Here is a 13,787-nt window from a genome sequence, read left to right on the forward strand (position 1 = left end):
GCGCGACCAGCCCCCACCGGCCCGCACCCACCCACCCACTCAGCCGAACCCTGAAGTAAAAAATCTCCACGCACAAAAAATCCGGGCCCCGCCCACCAGGACGGGACCCGAACCTCAAGCACAAACGACAAGCGACAAGCGACCTACCGCCGAGCCACACCCTCAGCCCGAGCGGCCGCGGCAACCGCGGCCGTCACCGCGGGAGCAACCCGCTCGTCGAACGGCGACGGAATCACGTAGTCCGCGGCAAGGTCGTCCCCGACGACAGAAGCCAACGCCTCCGCCGCGGCGATCTTCATCCCCTCGGTGATCCGAGAGGCCCGCACCTGAAGCGCCCCCGCGAAGATCCCGGGGAACGCCAGCACGTTGTTGATCTGGTTCGGGTAGTCCGACCGCCCGGTGGCGACGACCGCCGCGTACTTGTGGGCGACATCGGGATGCACCTCGGGAGTCGGGTTCGCCATGGCGAAAACGAACGCACCCTCGGCCATGGAGGCCACGGCCGGCTCCGGCACCGTACCGCCGGAAACGCCGATGAAGACGTCGGCCCCGGCGAGCGCGGACTCCAGCGAGCCCGACAGCCCGGCCTTGTTGGTCATGGCGGCCAGTTCCCGCTTGACCGGCGTCAGGTCGTCCCGGTCCGTCGACACGATGCCCTTGCGGTCGGCGACCGCGACATCCCCGAGCCCCGCCTCAAGGAGGAACTTGGCGATGGCGACCCCGGCCGCACCCGCGCCCGAGATGACGGCCCGCAGCTGCCCGAGGCTCCGCCCGGTCAGCCGCGCGGCGTTCCGCAGGGCGGCCAGCGTGACGACGGCCGTGCCGTGCTGGTCGTCGTGGAAGACGGGAATGTCGAGCCGCTCCTGCAGCTTCCGCTCGATCTCGAAGCACCGGGGCGCCGAGATGTCCTCCAGGTTCACGCCGCCGAAGGACGGCGCGAGCCGCACCACGGTCTCGACGATCTCGTCGACGCCGGTGCAGGCGAGCGCGATCGGCACGGCGTCGACCCCGCCGAACTGCTTGAACAGGATCGCCTTGCCCTCCATCACGGGGAGGGATGCCTCGGGCCCGATGTCACCGAGCCCGAGCACGGCGGTGCCGTCGGTCACGACGGCGACCACGGACGACTTCCACGTGTAGTCGTGGACGAGTTCCGGCTTCTCCGCGATGGCCGTGCAGACCTTCGCGACGCCGGGCGTGTACGCCAGGGACAGGTCGTCCTTGTCACGGACGGGCACCGTGGCCTGCACGGCCATCTTGCCGCCGCGGTGCAGCGCGAATGCCGGGTCGAAGGAATCGAGGGGCTCGGCCCCGCCTTCCTGATCCGTACTGCTGTCGCTGCGAGGATTGACGATCTCCGCTGCCACTTTGTTTTACCCCTTAAGTCTTAATGGTTGAGGGTCTCCGCTCCGGGTGAGGAGCAGGCGGGCACCGCGTAAGTCCCAGATGACGGTTACGTACGTGTACGTACGGGTCATACGCGACGGGCGCGCCGCACACGCGCCCTGAGCCCCGGATGAGGGGTGTAAGGAACCTTCTTACCCGACGGACCGCATCACAGACGAGCCCATGGCGCGAAGGTCACACGCCGACGGCGGAAGGTCACATACCGGAGGACCGCGAGCCGGATACGGGCCGAACGCAGCCCGGATACCGGAGAGCGGAGGTCACATAACGGTGACATGACTCATGGTCGAATATGACGAACGCGCCCATTTCGCGAACCATCCACCATTGCGCCCCGAAGCACCACATGCGCGGAGAAGCGGTCGCCCGTTTCGCCCAGTACACCGAAGATCTTCCGGCCGTGGCGGGGGGTTTCCCGCACAAGATCCGGCCTCGACGGACCGGTCCGGTCCGGTTCGGGGGTCACCCGTTATCCGATTTTGACATGGCAGGCACCCTGAAGGCGCGAGTCCGAATGGCAAGATGCCGTAATCACACGAGGTCGCGACACCCGAAGGTGTGTGTTCTCGTCGACCCATCGGCTACTGCCGACCCATCGGCAACTCCACCCACCCGCCGGAGGAACCCACCATGACCGCAAGCTCCACCCGTCGTACGACCGCCGCGCAGTCCCGGATAGCCGCGGTCGGTGCGATCGCGGTCGCAGGCGCCCTGCTGCTCACCGGCTGCGGTGACCAGACGGACAAGAACAGCGACAGCTCGGACACTTCGCCTTCCTCAGCACCGCTCGCCGACAAGCTCCCTGCGGACATCAAGCAGGCCGGCGTTATCAAGGTGGGTTCCGACATCGCGTACCCGCCGGTCGAGTACATGCAGAGCGGCAAGGCCGTGGGCATCGACCCGGACATCGCGGACGCGCTCGGCAAGCAGCTGGGTGTGAAGTTCGAGTTCCAGAACGGCAAGTTCGACCAGCTCATCGTGGGTCTGCAGTCCGACCGGTTCAAAGTAGTCATGTCCGCGATGAACGACACGAAGGACCGCCAGAACGGCGTCGACTCGGACACGGGCAAGAAGGCCGGCAACGGCATCGACTTCGTCGACTACTTCACCGCCGGCACCTCGATCCTGGTCCAGAAGGGCAACCCGAAGGGCGTCAAGTCCCTGGACGACCTGTGCGGAAAGGTGGTCGCCCTGCAGCGGGGCACCACCTCCGAGGGCATCGCCAAGGAACAGAGCAAGAAGTGCAAGGACGACGGCAAGAAGGCCATCACACTGCAGGCCTTCGACACCGACCCCGAGGCGCTGCTCCGCCTCAAGCAGGGGGCGTCCGTCGCAGACCTGAACGACTTCCCGGTTGCGGCCTACAACGCGAAGACCTCGGGCGGCGGCAAGGACTTCGAGGTCGTCGGCGACCAGATCGAGGCGGGCCCTTACGGCATCGGCATCAGCAAGGAGAACACGCAGCTGCGCGACGCTCTCCAGGCGGCCATGAGCGCGATCATCGAGAACGGTGAGTACAAAAAGATCCTTGAGAAGTGGAACGTCACGGACGGCGCGGTGACTGAGGCCAAGATCAACGGCGGCTCCTGACCCCGCCTGACGCAACACTGAAGGGCAGTCACTGTGACTGACACTGTCGACAAGGTTCCGGAGCCAGCCGTGCCGCCGGAGCAGATCAAGGCCATCCCAGTGCGCCACTACGGCCGCTGGGTGGCTGGTGCGGTGGTCATCGCCATCCTGGTGCTGATCGGGATCGCGTTCTCCAACGCGAAGATCAACTACGACATCATCCCGGACTACCTCACCGACGGCACGATCCTGTCCGGCGTCTGGCACACGCTGTACATCTCCGTACTCGCCATGGTGCTTGGACTCGTCCTGGGCGTCATCCTCGCGGTGATGCGGATGTCGTCGAACCCGGTCACCAGCACCGTGGCCTGGTTCTACATCTGGTTCTTCCGAGGCACCCCGGTACTGGTGCAGTTGCTCCTCTGGTACAACATCGCGCTCGTGTTCCCCATCCTCAACCTGGGGTTCTACAAGGACGAGATGAACCAGGTGATGACGCCGTTCCTGGCGGCCCTGCTCGGCCTCGGCCTGAACGAGGCCGCGTACATGTCCGAGATCGTCCGCGCCGGCATCCAGTCCGTGGACGAGGGGCAGACGGAGGCCTCGCACGCGCTGGGCATGACCCAGGGCAAGACGCTGCGGCGAGTGATCCTCCCGCAGGCGATGCGGGTGATCGTGCCGCCGACCGGCAACGAGTTCATCAATATGTTGAAGACATCGTCGCTGGCCTACGCGGTCCAGTTCAACGAACTCATCAAGCGGGCCACGGACGTCTCCAGCACCTCGCTCGCGGTAGTCGAGCTGTACTTCGTGGCGTCCATCTGGTATCTGATCCTGACCAGCGTTTTCAGCATCTTCCAGTACTACCTGGAGCGCCGCTACGCCCGCGGTTCCTCGCGCAGCCTGCCGCCGACGCCGTTGCAACGCCTGAGGAAGAACCTCCGCATGTTCGGTTCGTTCCGCCGCCCGGAGGTGTCCCGATGAGCAACCTGAGTAAAGCCATCGGCAAGAGCACCAACGGACACCCGATGGTCAAGGCCGAGGCCGTGCACAAGTCATTCGGGCTCGCGCACATCCTCAAGGGGATCGACCTGGAGGTAAATCCGCGCGAGGTGTTCTGCCTGATCGGCCCGTCCGGCTCCGGCAAGTCCACCTTCCTGCGGTGCATCAACCATTTGGAGAAGATCAGCGCCGGACGGCTGTCGGTCGACGGCGAGCTTGTCGGCTACCGACAGAAGGGCGACAAACTTTACGAGCTGAAAGAGCGTGAGGTGGCCGCGCAGCGGCGGGACATCGGCATGGTGTTCCAGCGCTTCAACCTCTTCCCACACATGACCGCACTGGAGAACGTCATGGAGGCGCCGGTCCAGGTCAAGCGCGAGTCCAAGGCCGTAGCCCGGGAGCGGGCGCTGCGCCTGCTGGACCGGGTGGGTCTGGGAGACCGGGTCGGCCACTACCCCGCCCAACTCTCCGGCGGCCAGCAGCAACGCGTCGCCATCGCCCGTGCGCTGGCGATGGAACCCAAGCTGATGCTCTTCGACGAGCCGACCTCGGCCCTCGACCCGGAGTTGGTCGGCGAGGTCCTCGATGTCATGCGGGACCTCGCGGAAGACGGCATGACGATGATCGTCGTCACGCATGAGATGGGTTTTGCGCGTGAGGTCGGCGACTCGCTGGTGTTCATGGACGATGGCGTGGTCGTCGAGTCCGGTCACCCCAGGGACGTGCTGACGAATCCACAGCACGAGCGCACCCAGTCTTTCCTCTCAAAGGTACTTTGAGCTGCTGCGGGAAAATAAAAGTGCCGACGCAGCAGGAGAAACCCTCCTCTGCGCCGGCACTTTTCACGCGATGTCAGTGAATGTAGGTCGTCCATCCCTGACCTGGAACGTACACCTGGTGTCCACGCTTCTCGATGACGTCGTCCGGGTGACACGTCGCCTTACTGCTTCCGTTCCCGGAAATCGTCTCCCCGTACTTCTTGGTCTTGTAGAAGGTATCGGGGTTGATGCAGCCGAGGTAGGCGCGAGCCTTGCGACCGCAAGGGTTACTGGTGAACTTCACCGTGTACGACTTACCGCTTGTGGAGCCTCTGGCACTCACGACGCAACTCGGATCAGCCTGGGCCCCGGCGACGAATGCCGGAAGGCCACTGAAGGCCAATACCGAAACAGCACCGACAAGAATGCTCTGCTTGAGCTTCAAGATACCCCCTAATTTACGCAAGCCACAGGTCACCTGGGGCTGATGTACCCGGTGTACGTGAAGGAAATGAACTGCTGTTCACCCCGGGGCCCCTTCTGCGCGAACCCCGTGAAGAGAACGTAGTTGTTGCGACCTTCCGCGAAGTCGTAGTTACAGACCTCTGCGGCATTGAAGGCACCGTCCGTGTCCGCGCATTGGCCGACACGACCCGACCCGTCCATTGCCTTCCACTTCACGACGGCCCGCATTCCATCACTACGGAGGTCGTTCACAATGAACTTGTCTCCGTCGGAATCAAAGCAGATGTCATAGACGGCGCCCTGGTCGGTTGCGCACGTCTTGGTTCCTGCGGCGCTTGCCGGGGTTCCCGTGATCAAAGCTGCAGCCCCCGCGATGGTCAGCACGGCAACTACAGATAGAGGTCGAACCTTCATTCCAGACTTTCCCCTCCCCAGGCCCGCCAAGAGCCTGGAGCGCCAATTTGATCATCAGTCGCCCGGCAGCACAAGCCCATTCCGCAGCAAATCACAAACACCCAGAGAGTCTCCCAATTACACATTTCCGATCGAGAAAAAACCCATAAGGCAGGTTAAACCCCTCACGTCATAGATTTCACAGAGTGCCCTGTCTGCAGTAAGAGCGAGCGACACCGTGCCTGATGGCGAGCGCGATACCGCCCGGGCAGCCGTAACGCCCTTCTCCCTGCCACTGTCCAACCGCTCGGGAGGAGCCAGCGCATGACCGCCAACGTGACCACGGTGGACTCCGGTGCGCCGATGTGAAGGCCGAGGACGTCCACAAGCCCTTCGGCCACGTCGAGGTCCTCAAGGGCATCGACCTCGAAGTGGAGTCCGACGAGGTCTTCTGCCTCATCGGCCCCTCCGGCTGAAGGGCGCCCGTGTCGGCCCGGGCCGTCAACTCTCAACCCGTCCAGGCGCTCCAAGCCCGTCCGGCGTTGGACGAGGCCGTTCAGGCCGATACGGGGTCTGGGGGCGGAGCCCCCAGGGGACGGGAATGGGTAGGGGCGGCGGGGGCGAGAAACTCCGGCTACTTGAGAGCCAGTACCAGGCCGTCCGACGGGGAGCGCCAGACCTCACGGGCCTCCGCGAAGCCCTTTTCGCGCAGTACGCGCGCGTGCCACTCCGCGGACGGGGTGTCGCCTTCGGCGTGCTCCCCGTAGATCTCGAAGCGGCGGGCCGTGGGCTCCGCGAGGACGGGGTCCTGGCCGGCGAGTTGCCACCACTCGGCCCAGTCGACGACGCCCGCGGCCTTGGCCTCGTCCATGCGGGCATGCCGCTGAGCCCGGTCCGCCGCGTTGATCCGCGGAGTCGTCTCGTCGATCATGTGGTCCGCGTTCATGAACACACCGCCGTCGCGGACAAGTTCGGCGACCTGACCGTAGAGGACCGCGAGGGGTTCCCTGTGCAGCCAGTGGAGGGCGGTGGCCGTGAGGACGGCGTCGTACGAGTCGTACGGCAGCCTCGCCGGCCAGTCGGGGGCCTTGAGGTCGGCCGTGACGAAGGTGACCCGGTCGTCGCCCCGGAAGGTGCCCTCGGCGATGGTCAGGAGCGCGGGGTCGAGGTCGACGCCGGTGCTGACCGCCTTCGGGAACCTTTCGAGGAGCCGGGCCGTGATACTTCCCGTACCGCACGCGAGGTCCAGGACGCGCGGCTCGGGTCCCACGAGGGCCTCGACCATGTCGAGCATGACCCGGAAGCGCTCCTCACGGTCCGGCATGTACCACTCCTGCTGCCGGTCCCAGCTCTCCTGCCAGGCTGCCCAGTCGGCTCCGATGTCGGTCGTCATGGATACCCCTCTCCCCTCCAGCGTGTAATACCCTGGAAGTGCAATTAGCCATTACCTGTCCGCACCACGACGATAGAGTGCCTCCGTAAGGACTACAAGTGGAACTCGCCTATTACTCGGACTACGCCGTGCGACTCGTCAACAGCGAGGAACCGGCCCGGGGCAAGGACGCGCTCACCTCGGTCGAGGCCGTCCGCGACCTCTTCGGCGGCAACTCCTCGGCGGCCCGCCGCGCCACGGACGCGGACGTGACCCGCTTCCGCGGCGTACGGGCCCGGCTGCGCGCGGTCTTCGAGGCGGCCGACGGCGGTGACGAGACCCTCGCCGTGGACCTGCTGAACTCACTGCTCCTGGAGTTCCCGGTGAGCCCGCAGATCTCGGGCCACGACTTCCGGGACGACAACGGCCGCCCGCTGTGGCACATGCACCTGGCGGACCACCCGTCGAACGCGACCGCGGGGTACGCCGCGACCGCCGCGATGGGCCTGGCCTTCCACCTCACCGAGTACGGCGTGGACCGCCTGGGCCTGTGCGAGGCAGCGCCGTGCCGCAACGCCTACCTCGACACCTCGACGAACCGCTCCCGGCGCTACTGCTCGGACCGCTGCGCGACCCGGGCGAACGTCGCCGCCTACCGGGCCCGCAAACGCCTGGAGGCGGACCGGCCGGAGAGCACCGGCCTGGCCGCCGACAGCAGCCAGCGCGCGACCGCGAACGGCGAGCGCTGATCCTTTTTGAGCGGCCGGTACCGGAACCGCACCTTCCCGAGGACGAGCTCCTCGGGCACGGTCCCGTAGTCGGTACTGTCCCCGCCCGCGTACGCGTTGTCGCCGAGCACCCACCAGCCGCCCTCGCGCCGCTCGGCCGCGCGCTTGACGACCAGCAGGTCCTGCTGGAACGGATGACGCAGTACGACCACGTCACCGGGCCTGACCCGGGCCCCGTACTGCACGACGAGGAGATCCCCGTGATGCAGTGTGGGCACCATGGACGGCCCCGTCACCTCGGCCGTACCGAAGGGCAGGGCGGCCCTTCCACGCTCGGTCTCCTGCGACAGCTCCGGCATCACCGGCACCTCCCCGGTCCTATCCTCCACGAGTCCCAGTCTCACCCTGGACTTTTGTCCTAAGCCCATGGGGGCACTCGCGAAAACCCGTCCCTCACGGAGTAATGTCCCACCTGAGAAGACGATCACGAGGAAGGACAGCTCAATGCTCTCCCGCCTGTTTGCCCCCAAGGTCAAGGTCAGCGCACACTGCGACCTGCCCTGCGGTGTGTACGACCCGGCCCAGGCCCGCATCGAGGCGGAGTCGGTGAAGGCCGTGCAGGAGAAGATGGCCGCCAACGACGACCCGCACTTCCAGGCTCGCGCCACCGTCATCAAGGAGCAGCGCGCCGAGCTCGCCAAGCACCACGTCTCGGTGCTCTGGAGCGACTACTTCAAGCCCCCGCACTTCGAGAAGTACCCGGAGCTGCACCAGCTGGTCAACGACGCCCTCAAGGCCCTCTCGGCCGCCAAGGGTTCGACCGACCCGGCCACGGGCCAGAAGGCGCTGGACTACATCGCCCAGATCGACAAGATCTTCTGGGAGACCAAGAAGGCGTGACCCAACGCCTTCCGTTTTCGCGGTGGAGGGGCCCGGCCAGTACCTTGGCCGGGCCCCTCCCTCGTTTCCCTGTCGTTGGGCCCCCTGTCGTTGGGCCCCCTGTCGGTGGGCCGTGGCATGCTGAAGGGCATGAATCCGGAAGATCTGGTCCGGCTGCGCAAGGCGCGCGACCGGATGGACCGTGAGTATGCCGAGCCGCTGGACGTGCCCGCGCTCGCGCGTACGGCGCTGATGTCGGCGGGCCACTTCCAGCGCAGCTTCCGGTCGGCCTTCGGCGAGACTCCGTACAGCTATCTGATGACGCGGCGCATCGAGCGCGCGAAGGCGCTGCTGCGGCGCGGCGATCTGACGGTGACGGAGGTCTGCATAGCTGTCGGGTGTACGTCACTGGGGTCCTTCAGCTCCCGTTTCACCGAACTGGTGGGCGAGTCGCCGAGCGCGTACCGGGCCCGGCCGCACGACGAGGGGGCGGCGATCCCGGCCTGCGTGGCGAAGATGTACACCCGGCCCACGCGCGTTCGGGCGTCCGAGCCCCCGTCCTGAGTGGCAGCGACCGGCTTCAGGTCGCGAGGCGGGACGCGCGCGCCCGTAGGTAGCGCTGTTCCGGGCGGCTGAGGGTCTTGGCGGCGGCCGACTCGTAGGCGGTGCGGGCGGCCCCGGTGTCGCCGGCCCGTTCCAGGAGGTGGGCGCGGACCGCGTCGCGGCGGTGGCCCGTCGACAACTCATCTTCCAGGGAGTCGAGTTCGGCGAGACCGGCCTCAGGGCCGTGGACCATCGCGACGGCCACCGTGCGGTTGAGGCGTTCCATGGGGCCGGGGACCAGTCGGACGAGGATGTCGTAGAGGCCGAGGATCTCCTGCCAGTCGGTGTCGTCGGGCGAGGCGGCCTCGTCGTGGACGGCGGCGATCGCGGCCCTCAACTGGTAGGGACCCAGCCGCGGTTGGGTCAGCGCCTGCGTCACGAGAGCCACGCCCTCGTCGATCGCGGCCTTGTCCCACAGCGCGCGGTCCTGCTCGTCGAGCGGCACCAGTTCGCCGTGCGGCCCGGTGCGCGCGGCGCGGCGGGCGTCGGTGAGGAGCATGAGCGCCAGCAGGCCCGTCACCTCGCAGTGGCTGGGCAGCAGCGCGTGCACCTTGCGGGTCAAGCGGATTGCCTCGCCCGCGAGTTCGGCCCGCTGGAGCGCCGCGCCGGACGTGGCCGTGTACCCCTCGTTGAAGATCAGGTACAGGACGTGCAGGACCGCCGGCAGCCGCTCCTCCCAGTTCTCGGGGCGGCCGAAGCTCGTGCCCTTCACCTTCTGTTTGGCCCGGCTGATCCGCTGCGCCATGCTCGCCTCGGGCATCAGATGCGCACGGGCGATCTCGGCCGTCGTCAGACCGCCGACCGCCCGCAGCGTGAGCGCGATCCGTGCGGGCCGGGTCAGTTCGGGGTGGCAGCAGAGGAAGAGCAGGGTGAGGGTGTCGTCCTCGGACGGCGCACGGTCGGCGCCGGGCGGCGGCGCCGTGAACGCGTCGCGCGGAGTGGGCGCGGCCGCCCGCTCCTCGCGCAGCCGCCGCGCCTCCTCGCTGCGCAGCACGTCCGTGAGCCGCCGCGAGGCGACCTTGATCAGCCAGCCGCGCGGGTTGTCGGGCACCCCGGCCTCCGGCCACTGCCCGGCCGCCGCGAGGAGCGCCTCCTGTACGGCGTCCTCGGCGGCGTAGAAGTGCCCGTACCGGCGCACGAGCGCGCCGAGGACCTGCGGCGCGTGGCGGCGCAGCAGGTCCTCGACCTCGGTCGCACGTCCCGAGGGGCGTCTGGGGGGACGGCTCACACGTCCCCGCTGCCGTCGGGGATCGGGCGGATGACCAACGGGTACTGCTTCGTACCCTCGGGGACGGGGCACTCGAGCACGCGGGCGGCGATCTCCGTGACCCGCTCCAGGCTGGCGCAGTCCAGGACCCAGTACCCGGCGAGTACTTCCTTGGTCTCGCTGTACGGTCCGTCGGTGATCACGGGCTTCCCGTCCGGGCCCCGCTCGACGAACCGGGCCTTCGCGGGCTCCGACAGACCGTTGGCGTCGACGATCTCCCCGGTCTCGGCGAGGTCGTTGTTGATCGCGCCCATGTGCGCGTACATGGTCTGGATGTCCTTCTCGGTCCAGACGGGTGCGTCGGCGGAGCCCTTGCCACTCTGCGCCTCGTAGTCCGCCTGCGTGCCCTGGATCATCACGAGGTACTTCATGAGTCCGCTCCTTCGGTTCGGGCCGCCCGCGGTGGGCGGCTCTCACAGGGGACGTCGGAGCCGGGCAGCGCTTCTCTACGAGGTCGCGGAAAAAACTTTCCCGCAGTTTCTCGCGGGCGGCCGCACTCAGGAATCCCGCTCCCCGGACGCCTGGTCCGCAGGCCCCTGACCCGCTGTCGCCTGGGGCGCCTCGGGCTCGCTCGCCAGGACGCGCTCCGAATCCGCCTCGGCCTCCCCCTCCTCGTACTGCGCGCACTGGGGGTTCCGGCAGGGGCCCGCGCCCCACAGGGGCACGAAGACCCCGAGGGTCTTGTGCCGTCGCACGACCGTGTCCACGGCCTGCTTGCAGACCGGACAGACATACTCATCGCTGGTCATGTCCCCAGGGTATTGCGGGAGGCGGCGCGCCGACAGGCGGACGACGGCGCCACCCCGGAATCAGCGCTTCCTGCTGTACGTCCGCACGACCGCCCCGTTCTTGAACGTGCGCACCTCGCCGAGCGTGAACTCGCCGACGGCGAACCCGGAACCGAACATCGGCATGCCGGAACCGAGCACGATCGGATACGTCTTGACGATGAGCTCGTCGATCTCGTCGACCAGCTCACCCGCGAGCCGCGAGCCGCCGCACAGGTAGATACCGAGGTCGCCGTCCTCCGCCTTGAGGTCGCGGACCTTGCCGACCAGGTCGTCGGAGATGATCTCGACGTGCGGGTCGGGCGACTCCTTCAGGCTGCGCGAGGCGACGTACTCGCGCATGTGGGCGTACGGGCTGGTGACGCCGATCTCCATCGCGAGGTCGTAGCTGGCACGGCCCTGGATGATCGTGTCGAACTTCTGGTTCGCCAGGTGGTCCGTGCCCGTCGCCCGACGGCCGTGGGTCGGCAACGTCTCCGGGTATTCGGTCCTGAGGAAGTCGAAGAACTCCTCGTCGACCATCTCCACCATCATCTGTGCGTCGCCGCTCGGGTCGCCGATGAAGCCGTCGATCGAGCAGGCGATGAAATACGTGAGCTTTCGCAAGCCGGTCTCTTTCCATAGGATGCGTTAACCACTCCATTCATAGTGCTTCACCTGTAGTGGTTGCAAGGGGATTTCCGAAGATCTCCCGTAAGAGGCTCAGGTAGGAGAGGGGATTCCGCATGGCGAGCAATCCGGAGCGCCGGGCCGCCCTGGTCGACGCCGGTGTGGAGGTGCTGGCGCGCGAGGGGGCACGCGGGCTGACGTTCCGCGCGGTGGACGGTGAGGCCGGGGTGCCGGTGGGCACGGCCTCGAACTACTTCGGCGGCCGCGACGACCTGCTCCGCCAGATCGACGCCCACCTCCACGAACGCCTCGCCCCGGACCCCGAGGTCCTGGCCGAACTCATGAAGGCCCCCAAGGACCGCACCCTGGTCACGGCGTTCATGCACGACCTCATGGCCCGCGCCCAGCGCGACCGCACGGGCTATCTGGCCCTGCTGGAGATGCGCCTGGAGGCCACGCGCCGCCCCGAACTCCGCGCCTCCTACACGAAGACGATCCGCGCCGACCTCGAATACGGCATGGAGTTCCACCGCGGGGCAGGCCTCCCCGGCGGCGACGAGACGGTGACGGTCCTGTACCTCGCCATGCTCGGCCTGATCCTGGAACACCTGACCCTGCCGGGCGTCCTGGAGGGCGTACTGCCGGGAGTCACCGTCCCGGACGGACTGGTGGAACGGATCGTCGCGACGATCGTGCCGGAGCGGGGCGACTGAACTGACGAGGGCGCCGCCTCAGGGGCGCGGGGACTGCGCGCCCGGCCCCCACCGACCCGCGGACTACGAACCGGCCTCCACGCGAACCGCTCGACTAGCCAAGCGGCTCACGCCACATGGGCCACATCAACGGCCCGGCCGGGAGCTCAAGCGCGCTCCCCGTGAACTCGAACCCGAGCCGTTCATAGAGCCCCCGGCTGCGCGCACTGCTCGCCTCCAGATACGCGGCCACGCCTTCACCGTCACACCGGTCCAGCACATGCTGGACAAGCGCGGCACCGAGCCCTTCCCCCTGCCGGCCCGGCGCGACGCCGATCATCCAGAGGTACTCGTGGGCCTGCCCCTCCGGGTGGATCCCGGCGGTCAACCGGCCTATCAGCTCGACCCGTTCGTTCTCGGGGTCGACGTCCTCGCGCAGTTGGGCGGGCCCGTCCTCTTCGTCCTCCTCGGCGGGCTCCGCGGGCACCGAAAGCCACAGGGCACAGGCCGAACCGTCCTCCGTGACGTCCACGTACCCCTCGGCGAGCACGGCGTCGACGAAAGCGCCCATCAGCAACGGATGCCTGAGCCGCCGGTGTTCCGCGTCGGGAAAGACCCAACTGCTCACCGGGTCGTTCTGGAAGGCCTCGTCGAGGAGCCGTATCACGGCCTCCCGGTCGTCCTCGCCCGCTCTGCGGATCGCCACGCCCATAGCCCGCCCCTTTTGCTCAACTGCCCATGTCCACTCGGCCGTTGCAGCCTAGCGATCACTCCGGCAGAAGGCGACGGGCCCCGCACACCGTGGGGATGCGCGGGGCCCGCCGGAACCGGAACCCCTCCGCCTCACCGCGTTGTCAGGCACCGCGCGGCGAAGAGGGCCCCGGAGTCTCGTACCCATTACGGCCGGCGAACGCCACACCGCTCAGGGAGGAGTGGCAGAAGTGAAGTGAGGGCGAGGTGGGTCGGAGGCGGACAGTGCGGAGTCGAGGCGAACTGGAGGCGGGCCGGGCTGGAAGCGGGCACATACGGCCCGGCCCGGCGTACCGCTCCGAACCGAACCGAGTCGAGTCGAGTCGAGTCGAGCCAGACCGACCGGGCAGCACCATGCCCCGCCGCACCGAACCAAGTCGGCCCCAGCCAAACCGACCGGGCAGCACCACGCCCGCGCACCGGGCCGCACCGAGCCGGATCGGATCGTGCCGGATCGGGTCGTGCCGGATCGGGTCGGGTCGGGATCCGGTCGCATGGGGGTCGG

At 67.6% G+C, this 13,787-nt stretch carries 17 protein-coding genes and 1 pseudogene; 8 read left to right on the plus strand and 10 right to left on the minus strand.

Annotated features, from left to right (window positions below; all coding sequences use genetic code 11):
• Positions 1 to 143: 143 nt before the first annotated feature.
• Positions 144 to 1,367, minus strand: coding sequence for an NADP-dependent malic enzyme (locus O3Q52_RS34150; RefSeq protein WP_269652522.1), 1,224 nt, complete (start codon positions 1,365 to 1,367; stop codon positions 144 to 146).
• Between the two features lie 670 nt (positions 1,368 to 2,037).
• Here O3Q52_RS34150 and O3Q52_RS34155 point away from each other — a divergent pair.
• Genes O3Q52_RS34155 through O3Q52_RS34165 form a run of 3 tightly spaced genes read left to right on the plus strand, consistent with a single transcriptional unit; the run spans position 2,038 to position 4,757 of the window.
• Complete coding sequence (locus O3Q52_RS34155) at positions 2,038 to 2,997, plus strand: ABC transporter substrate-binding protein (protein ID WP_269652523.1); 960 nt, start codon at positions 2,038 to 2,040, stop codon at positions 2,995 to 2,997.
• A 33-nt stretch (positions 2,998 to 3,030) separates the two neighbouring features.
• Positions 3,031 to 3,960 carry an amino acid ABC transporter permease gene (locus tag O3Q52_RS34160; protein WP_269652524.1) on the plus strand — a complete coding sequence of 310 codons (930 nt, stop codon included), beginning with the start codon at positions 3,031 to 3,033 and terminating at the stop codon, positions 3,958 to 3,960.
• Entirely contained in the window at positions 3,957 to 4,757 is an 801-nt protein-coding gene (locus O3Q52_RS34165; protein ID WP_269652525.1) for an amino acid ABC transporter ATP-binding protein, read from the plus strand. Before O3Q52_RS34160 ends, O3Q52_RS34165 begins: the two co-directional genes overlap by 4 nt.
• Before the next feature lie 73 nt (positions 4,758 to 4,830).
• Here the strand turns inward: O3Q52_RS34165 and O3Q52_RS34170 are convergent, their stop codons facing one another.
• Together O3Q52_RS34170 and O3Q52_RS34175 are read right to left on the minus strand one after the other, a co-directional pair.
• Positions 4,831 to 5,181, minus strand: a complete 351-nt coding sequence (locus O3Q52_RS34170; RefSeq protein ID WP_269652526.1) for a hypothetical protein — start codon at positions 5,179 to 5,181, stop codon at positions 4,831 to 4,833.
• A 29-nt stretch (positions 5,182 to 5,210) separates the two neighbouring features.
• On the minus strand, positions 5,211 to 5,585 hold the full coding sequence (locus O3Q52_RS34175; protein WP_269652527.1) for a hypothetical protein: 375 nt from the start codon (positions 5,583 to 5,585) through the stop codon (positions 5,211 to 5,213).
• Positions 5,586 to 5,959: 374 nt separating this feature from the next.
• On the opposite strand from O3Q52_RS34175, the pseudogene O3Q52_RS34180 reads away from it, so the two are divergent.
• Positions 5,960 to 6,067: pseudogene (locus tag O3Q52_RS34180) on the plus strand (ectoine/hydroxyectoine ABC transporter ATP-binding protein EhuA); the annotation flags it as partial.
• A 161-nt stretch (positions 6,068 to 6,228) separates the two neighbouring features.
• Here O3Q52_RS34180 and O3Q52_RS34185 read toward each other — a convergent pair.
• Positions 6,229 to 6,987 (minus strand): trans-aconitate 2-methyltransferase, encoded by a 759-nt coding sequence (locus O3Q52_RS34185; protein WP_269652528.1) that lies wholly within the window; start codon positions 6,985 to 6,987, stop codon positions 6,229 to 6,231.
• Positions 6,988 to 7,085: 98 nt separating this feature from the next.
• On the opposite strand from O3Q52_RS34185, the gene O3Q52_RS34190 reads away from it, so the two are divergent.
• A complete protein-coding gene (locus tag O3Q52_RS34190) occupies positions 7,086 to 7,715 on the plus strand; it encodes a CGNR zinc finger domain-containing protein (protein WP_269652529.1) in 630 nt (209 codons plus the stop codon).
• Here O3Q52_RS34190 and sodX read toward each other — a convergent pair.
• Complete coding sequence (gene sodX / locus O3Q52_RS34195) at positions 7,619 to 8,053, minus strand: nickel-type superoxide dismutase maturation protease (RefSeq protein ID WP_269652537.1); 435 nt, start codon at positions 8,051 to 8,053, stop codon at positions 7,619 to 7,621. The genes O3Q52_RS34190 and sodX overlap by 97 nt on opposite strands.
• 145 nt (positions 8,054 to 8,198) lie before the next feature.
• Between sodX and sodN the strand changes: the two genes are divergently transcribed.
• Together sodN and O3Q52_RS34205 are read left to right on the plus strand one after the other, a co-directional pair.
• Complete coding sequence (sodN, locus tag O3Q52_RS34200) at positions 8,199 to 8,594, plus strand: superoxide dismutase, Ni (RefSeq protein WP_007491258.1); 396 nt, start codon at positions 8,199 to 8,201, stop codon at positions 8,592 to 8,594.
• Between the two features lie 129 nt (positions 8,595 to 8,723).
• Positions 8,724 to 9,137, plus strand: a complete 414-nt coding sequence (locus tag O3Q52_RS34205) for a helix-turn-helix transcriptional regulator (protein ID WP_269652530.1) — start codon at positions 8,724 to 8,726, stop codon at positions 9,135 to 9,137.
• A gap of 16 nt (positions 9,138 to 9,153) precedes the next feature.
• Here O3Q52_RS34205 and O3Q52_RS34210 read toward each other — a convergent pair whose 3' ends face one another.
• The 4 genes from O3Q52_RS34210 to O3Q52_RS34225 form a co-directional block, all read right to left on the minus strand.
• On the minus strand, positions 9,154 to 10,404 hold the full coding sequence (locus O3Q52_RS34210) for an RNA polymerase sigma factor (protein ID WP_269652531.1): 1,251 nt from the start codon (positions 10,402 to 10,404) through the stop codon (positions 9,154 to 9,156).
• Positions 10,401 to 10,814: a YciI family protein gene (locus tag O3Q52_RS34215; protein WP_269652532.1), complete on the minus strand. Its 414-nt coding sequence runs from the start codon at positions 10,812 to 10,814 to the stop codon at positions 10,401 to 10,403. Before O3Q52_RS34215 ends, O3Q52_RS34210 begins: the two co-directional genes overlap by 4 nt.
• A 126-nt stretch (positions 10,815 to 10,940) precedes the next feature.
• Positions 10,941 to 11,192 carry a hypothetical protein gene (locus O3Q52_RS34220; RefSeq protein ID WP_269652533.1) on the minus strand — a complete coding sequence of 84 codons (252 nt, stop codon included), beginning with the start codon at positions 11,190 to 11,192 and terminating at the stop codon, positions 10,941 to 10,943.
• A 60-nt stretch (positions 11,193 to 11,252) separates the two neighbouring features.
• Positions 11,253 to 11,837 (minus strand): dihydrofolate reductase family protein, encoded by a 585-nt coding sequence (locus O3Q52_RS34225; protein WP_269652534.1) that lies wholly within the window; start codon positions 11,835 to 11,837, stop codon positions 11,253 to 11,255.
• Positions 11,838 to 11,956: 119 nt separating this feature from the next.
• Between O3Q52_RS34225 and O3Q52_RS34230 the strand changes: the two genes are divergently transcribed.
• The gene (locus tag O3Q52_RS34230) at positions 11,957 to 12,553 is read left to right on the plus strand and encodes a TetR/AcrR family transcriptional regulator (protein ID WP_269652535.1); all 597 of its coding nucleotides are present in this window, start codon (positions 11,957 to 11,959) and stop codon (positions 12,551 to 12,553) included.
• Between the two features lie 94 nt (positions 12,554 to 12,647).
• Here O3Q52_RS34230 and O3Q52_RS34235 read toward each other — a convergent pair whose 3' ends face one another.
• Positions 12,648 to 13,244: a GNAT family N-acetyltransferase gene (locus O3Q52_RS34235; RefSeq protein WP_269652536.1), complete on the minus strand. Its 597-nt coding sequence runs from the start codon at positions 13,242 to 13,244 to the stop codon at positions 12,648 to 12,650.
• Positions 13,245 to 13,787 lie beyond the last annotated feature (543 nt).

It is taken from the genome of Streptomyces sp. ActVer, from assembly GCF_027270795.1.
GTDB classification, from domain to species: Bacteria; Actinomycetota; Actinomycetes; order Streptomycetales; family Streptomycetaceae; genus Streptomyces; species Streptomyces umbrinus_A.

Bases quoted from the DNA above. Each gene is read 5' to 3' on its own strand.
- sodX (WP_269652537.1), bottom strand. From the start codon at position 8,053: ATGCCGGAGCTGTCGCAGGAGACCGAGCGTGGAAGGGCCGCCCTGCCC.
- O3Q52_RS34235 (WP_269652536.1), bottom strand. From the start codon at position 13,244: ATGGGCGTGGCGATCCGCAGAGCGGGCGAGGACGACCGGGAGGCCGTG.
- sodN (WP_007491258.1), top strand. From the start codon at position 8,199: ATGCTCTCCCGCCTGTTTGCCCCCAAGGTCAAGGTCAGCGCACACTGC.
- O3Q52_RS34230 (WP_269652535.1), top strand. From the start codon at position 11,957: ATGGCGAGCAATCCGGAGCGCCGGGCCGCCCTGGTCGACGCCGGTGTG.
- O3Q52_RS34165 (WP_269652525.1), top strand. From the start codon at position 3,957: ATGAGCAACCTGAGTAAAGCCATCGGCAAGAGCACCAACGGACACCCG.
- O3Q52_RS34185 (WP_269652528.1), bottom strand. From the start codon at position 6,987: ATGACGACCGACATCGGAGCCGACTGGGCAGCCTGGCAGGAGAGCTGG.
- O3Q52_RS34215 (WP_269652532.1), bottom strand. From the start codon at position 10,814: ATGAAGTACCTCGTGATGATCCAGGGCACGCAGGCGGACTACGAGGCG.
- O3Q52_RS34205 (WP_269652530.1), top strand. From the start codon at position 8,724: ATGAATCCGGAAGATCTGGTCCGGCTGCGCAAGGCGCGCGACCGGATG.
- O3Q52_RS34155 (WP_269652523.1), top strand. From the start codon at position 2,038: ATGACCGCAAGCTCCACCCGTCGTACGACCGCCGCGCAGTCCCGGATA.
- O3Q52_RS34220 (WP_269652533.1), bottom strand. From the start codon at position 11,192: ATGACCAGCGATGAGTATGTCTGTCCGGTCTGCAAGCAGGCCGTGGAC.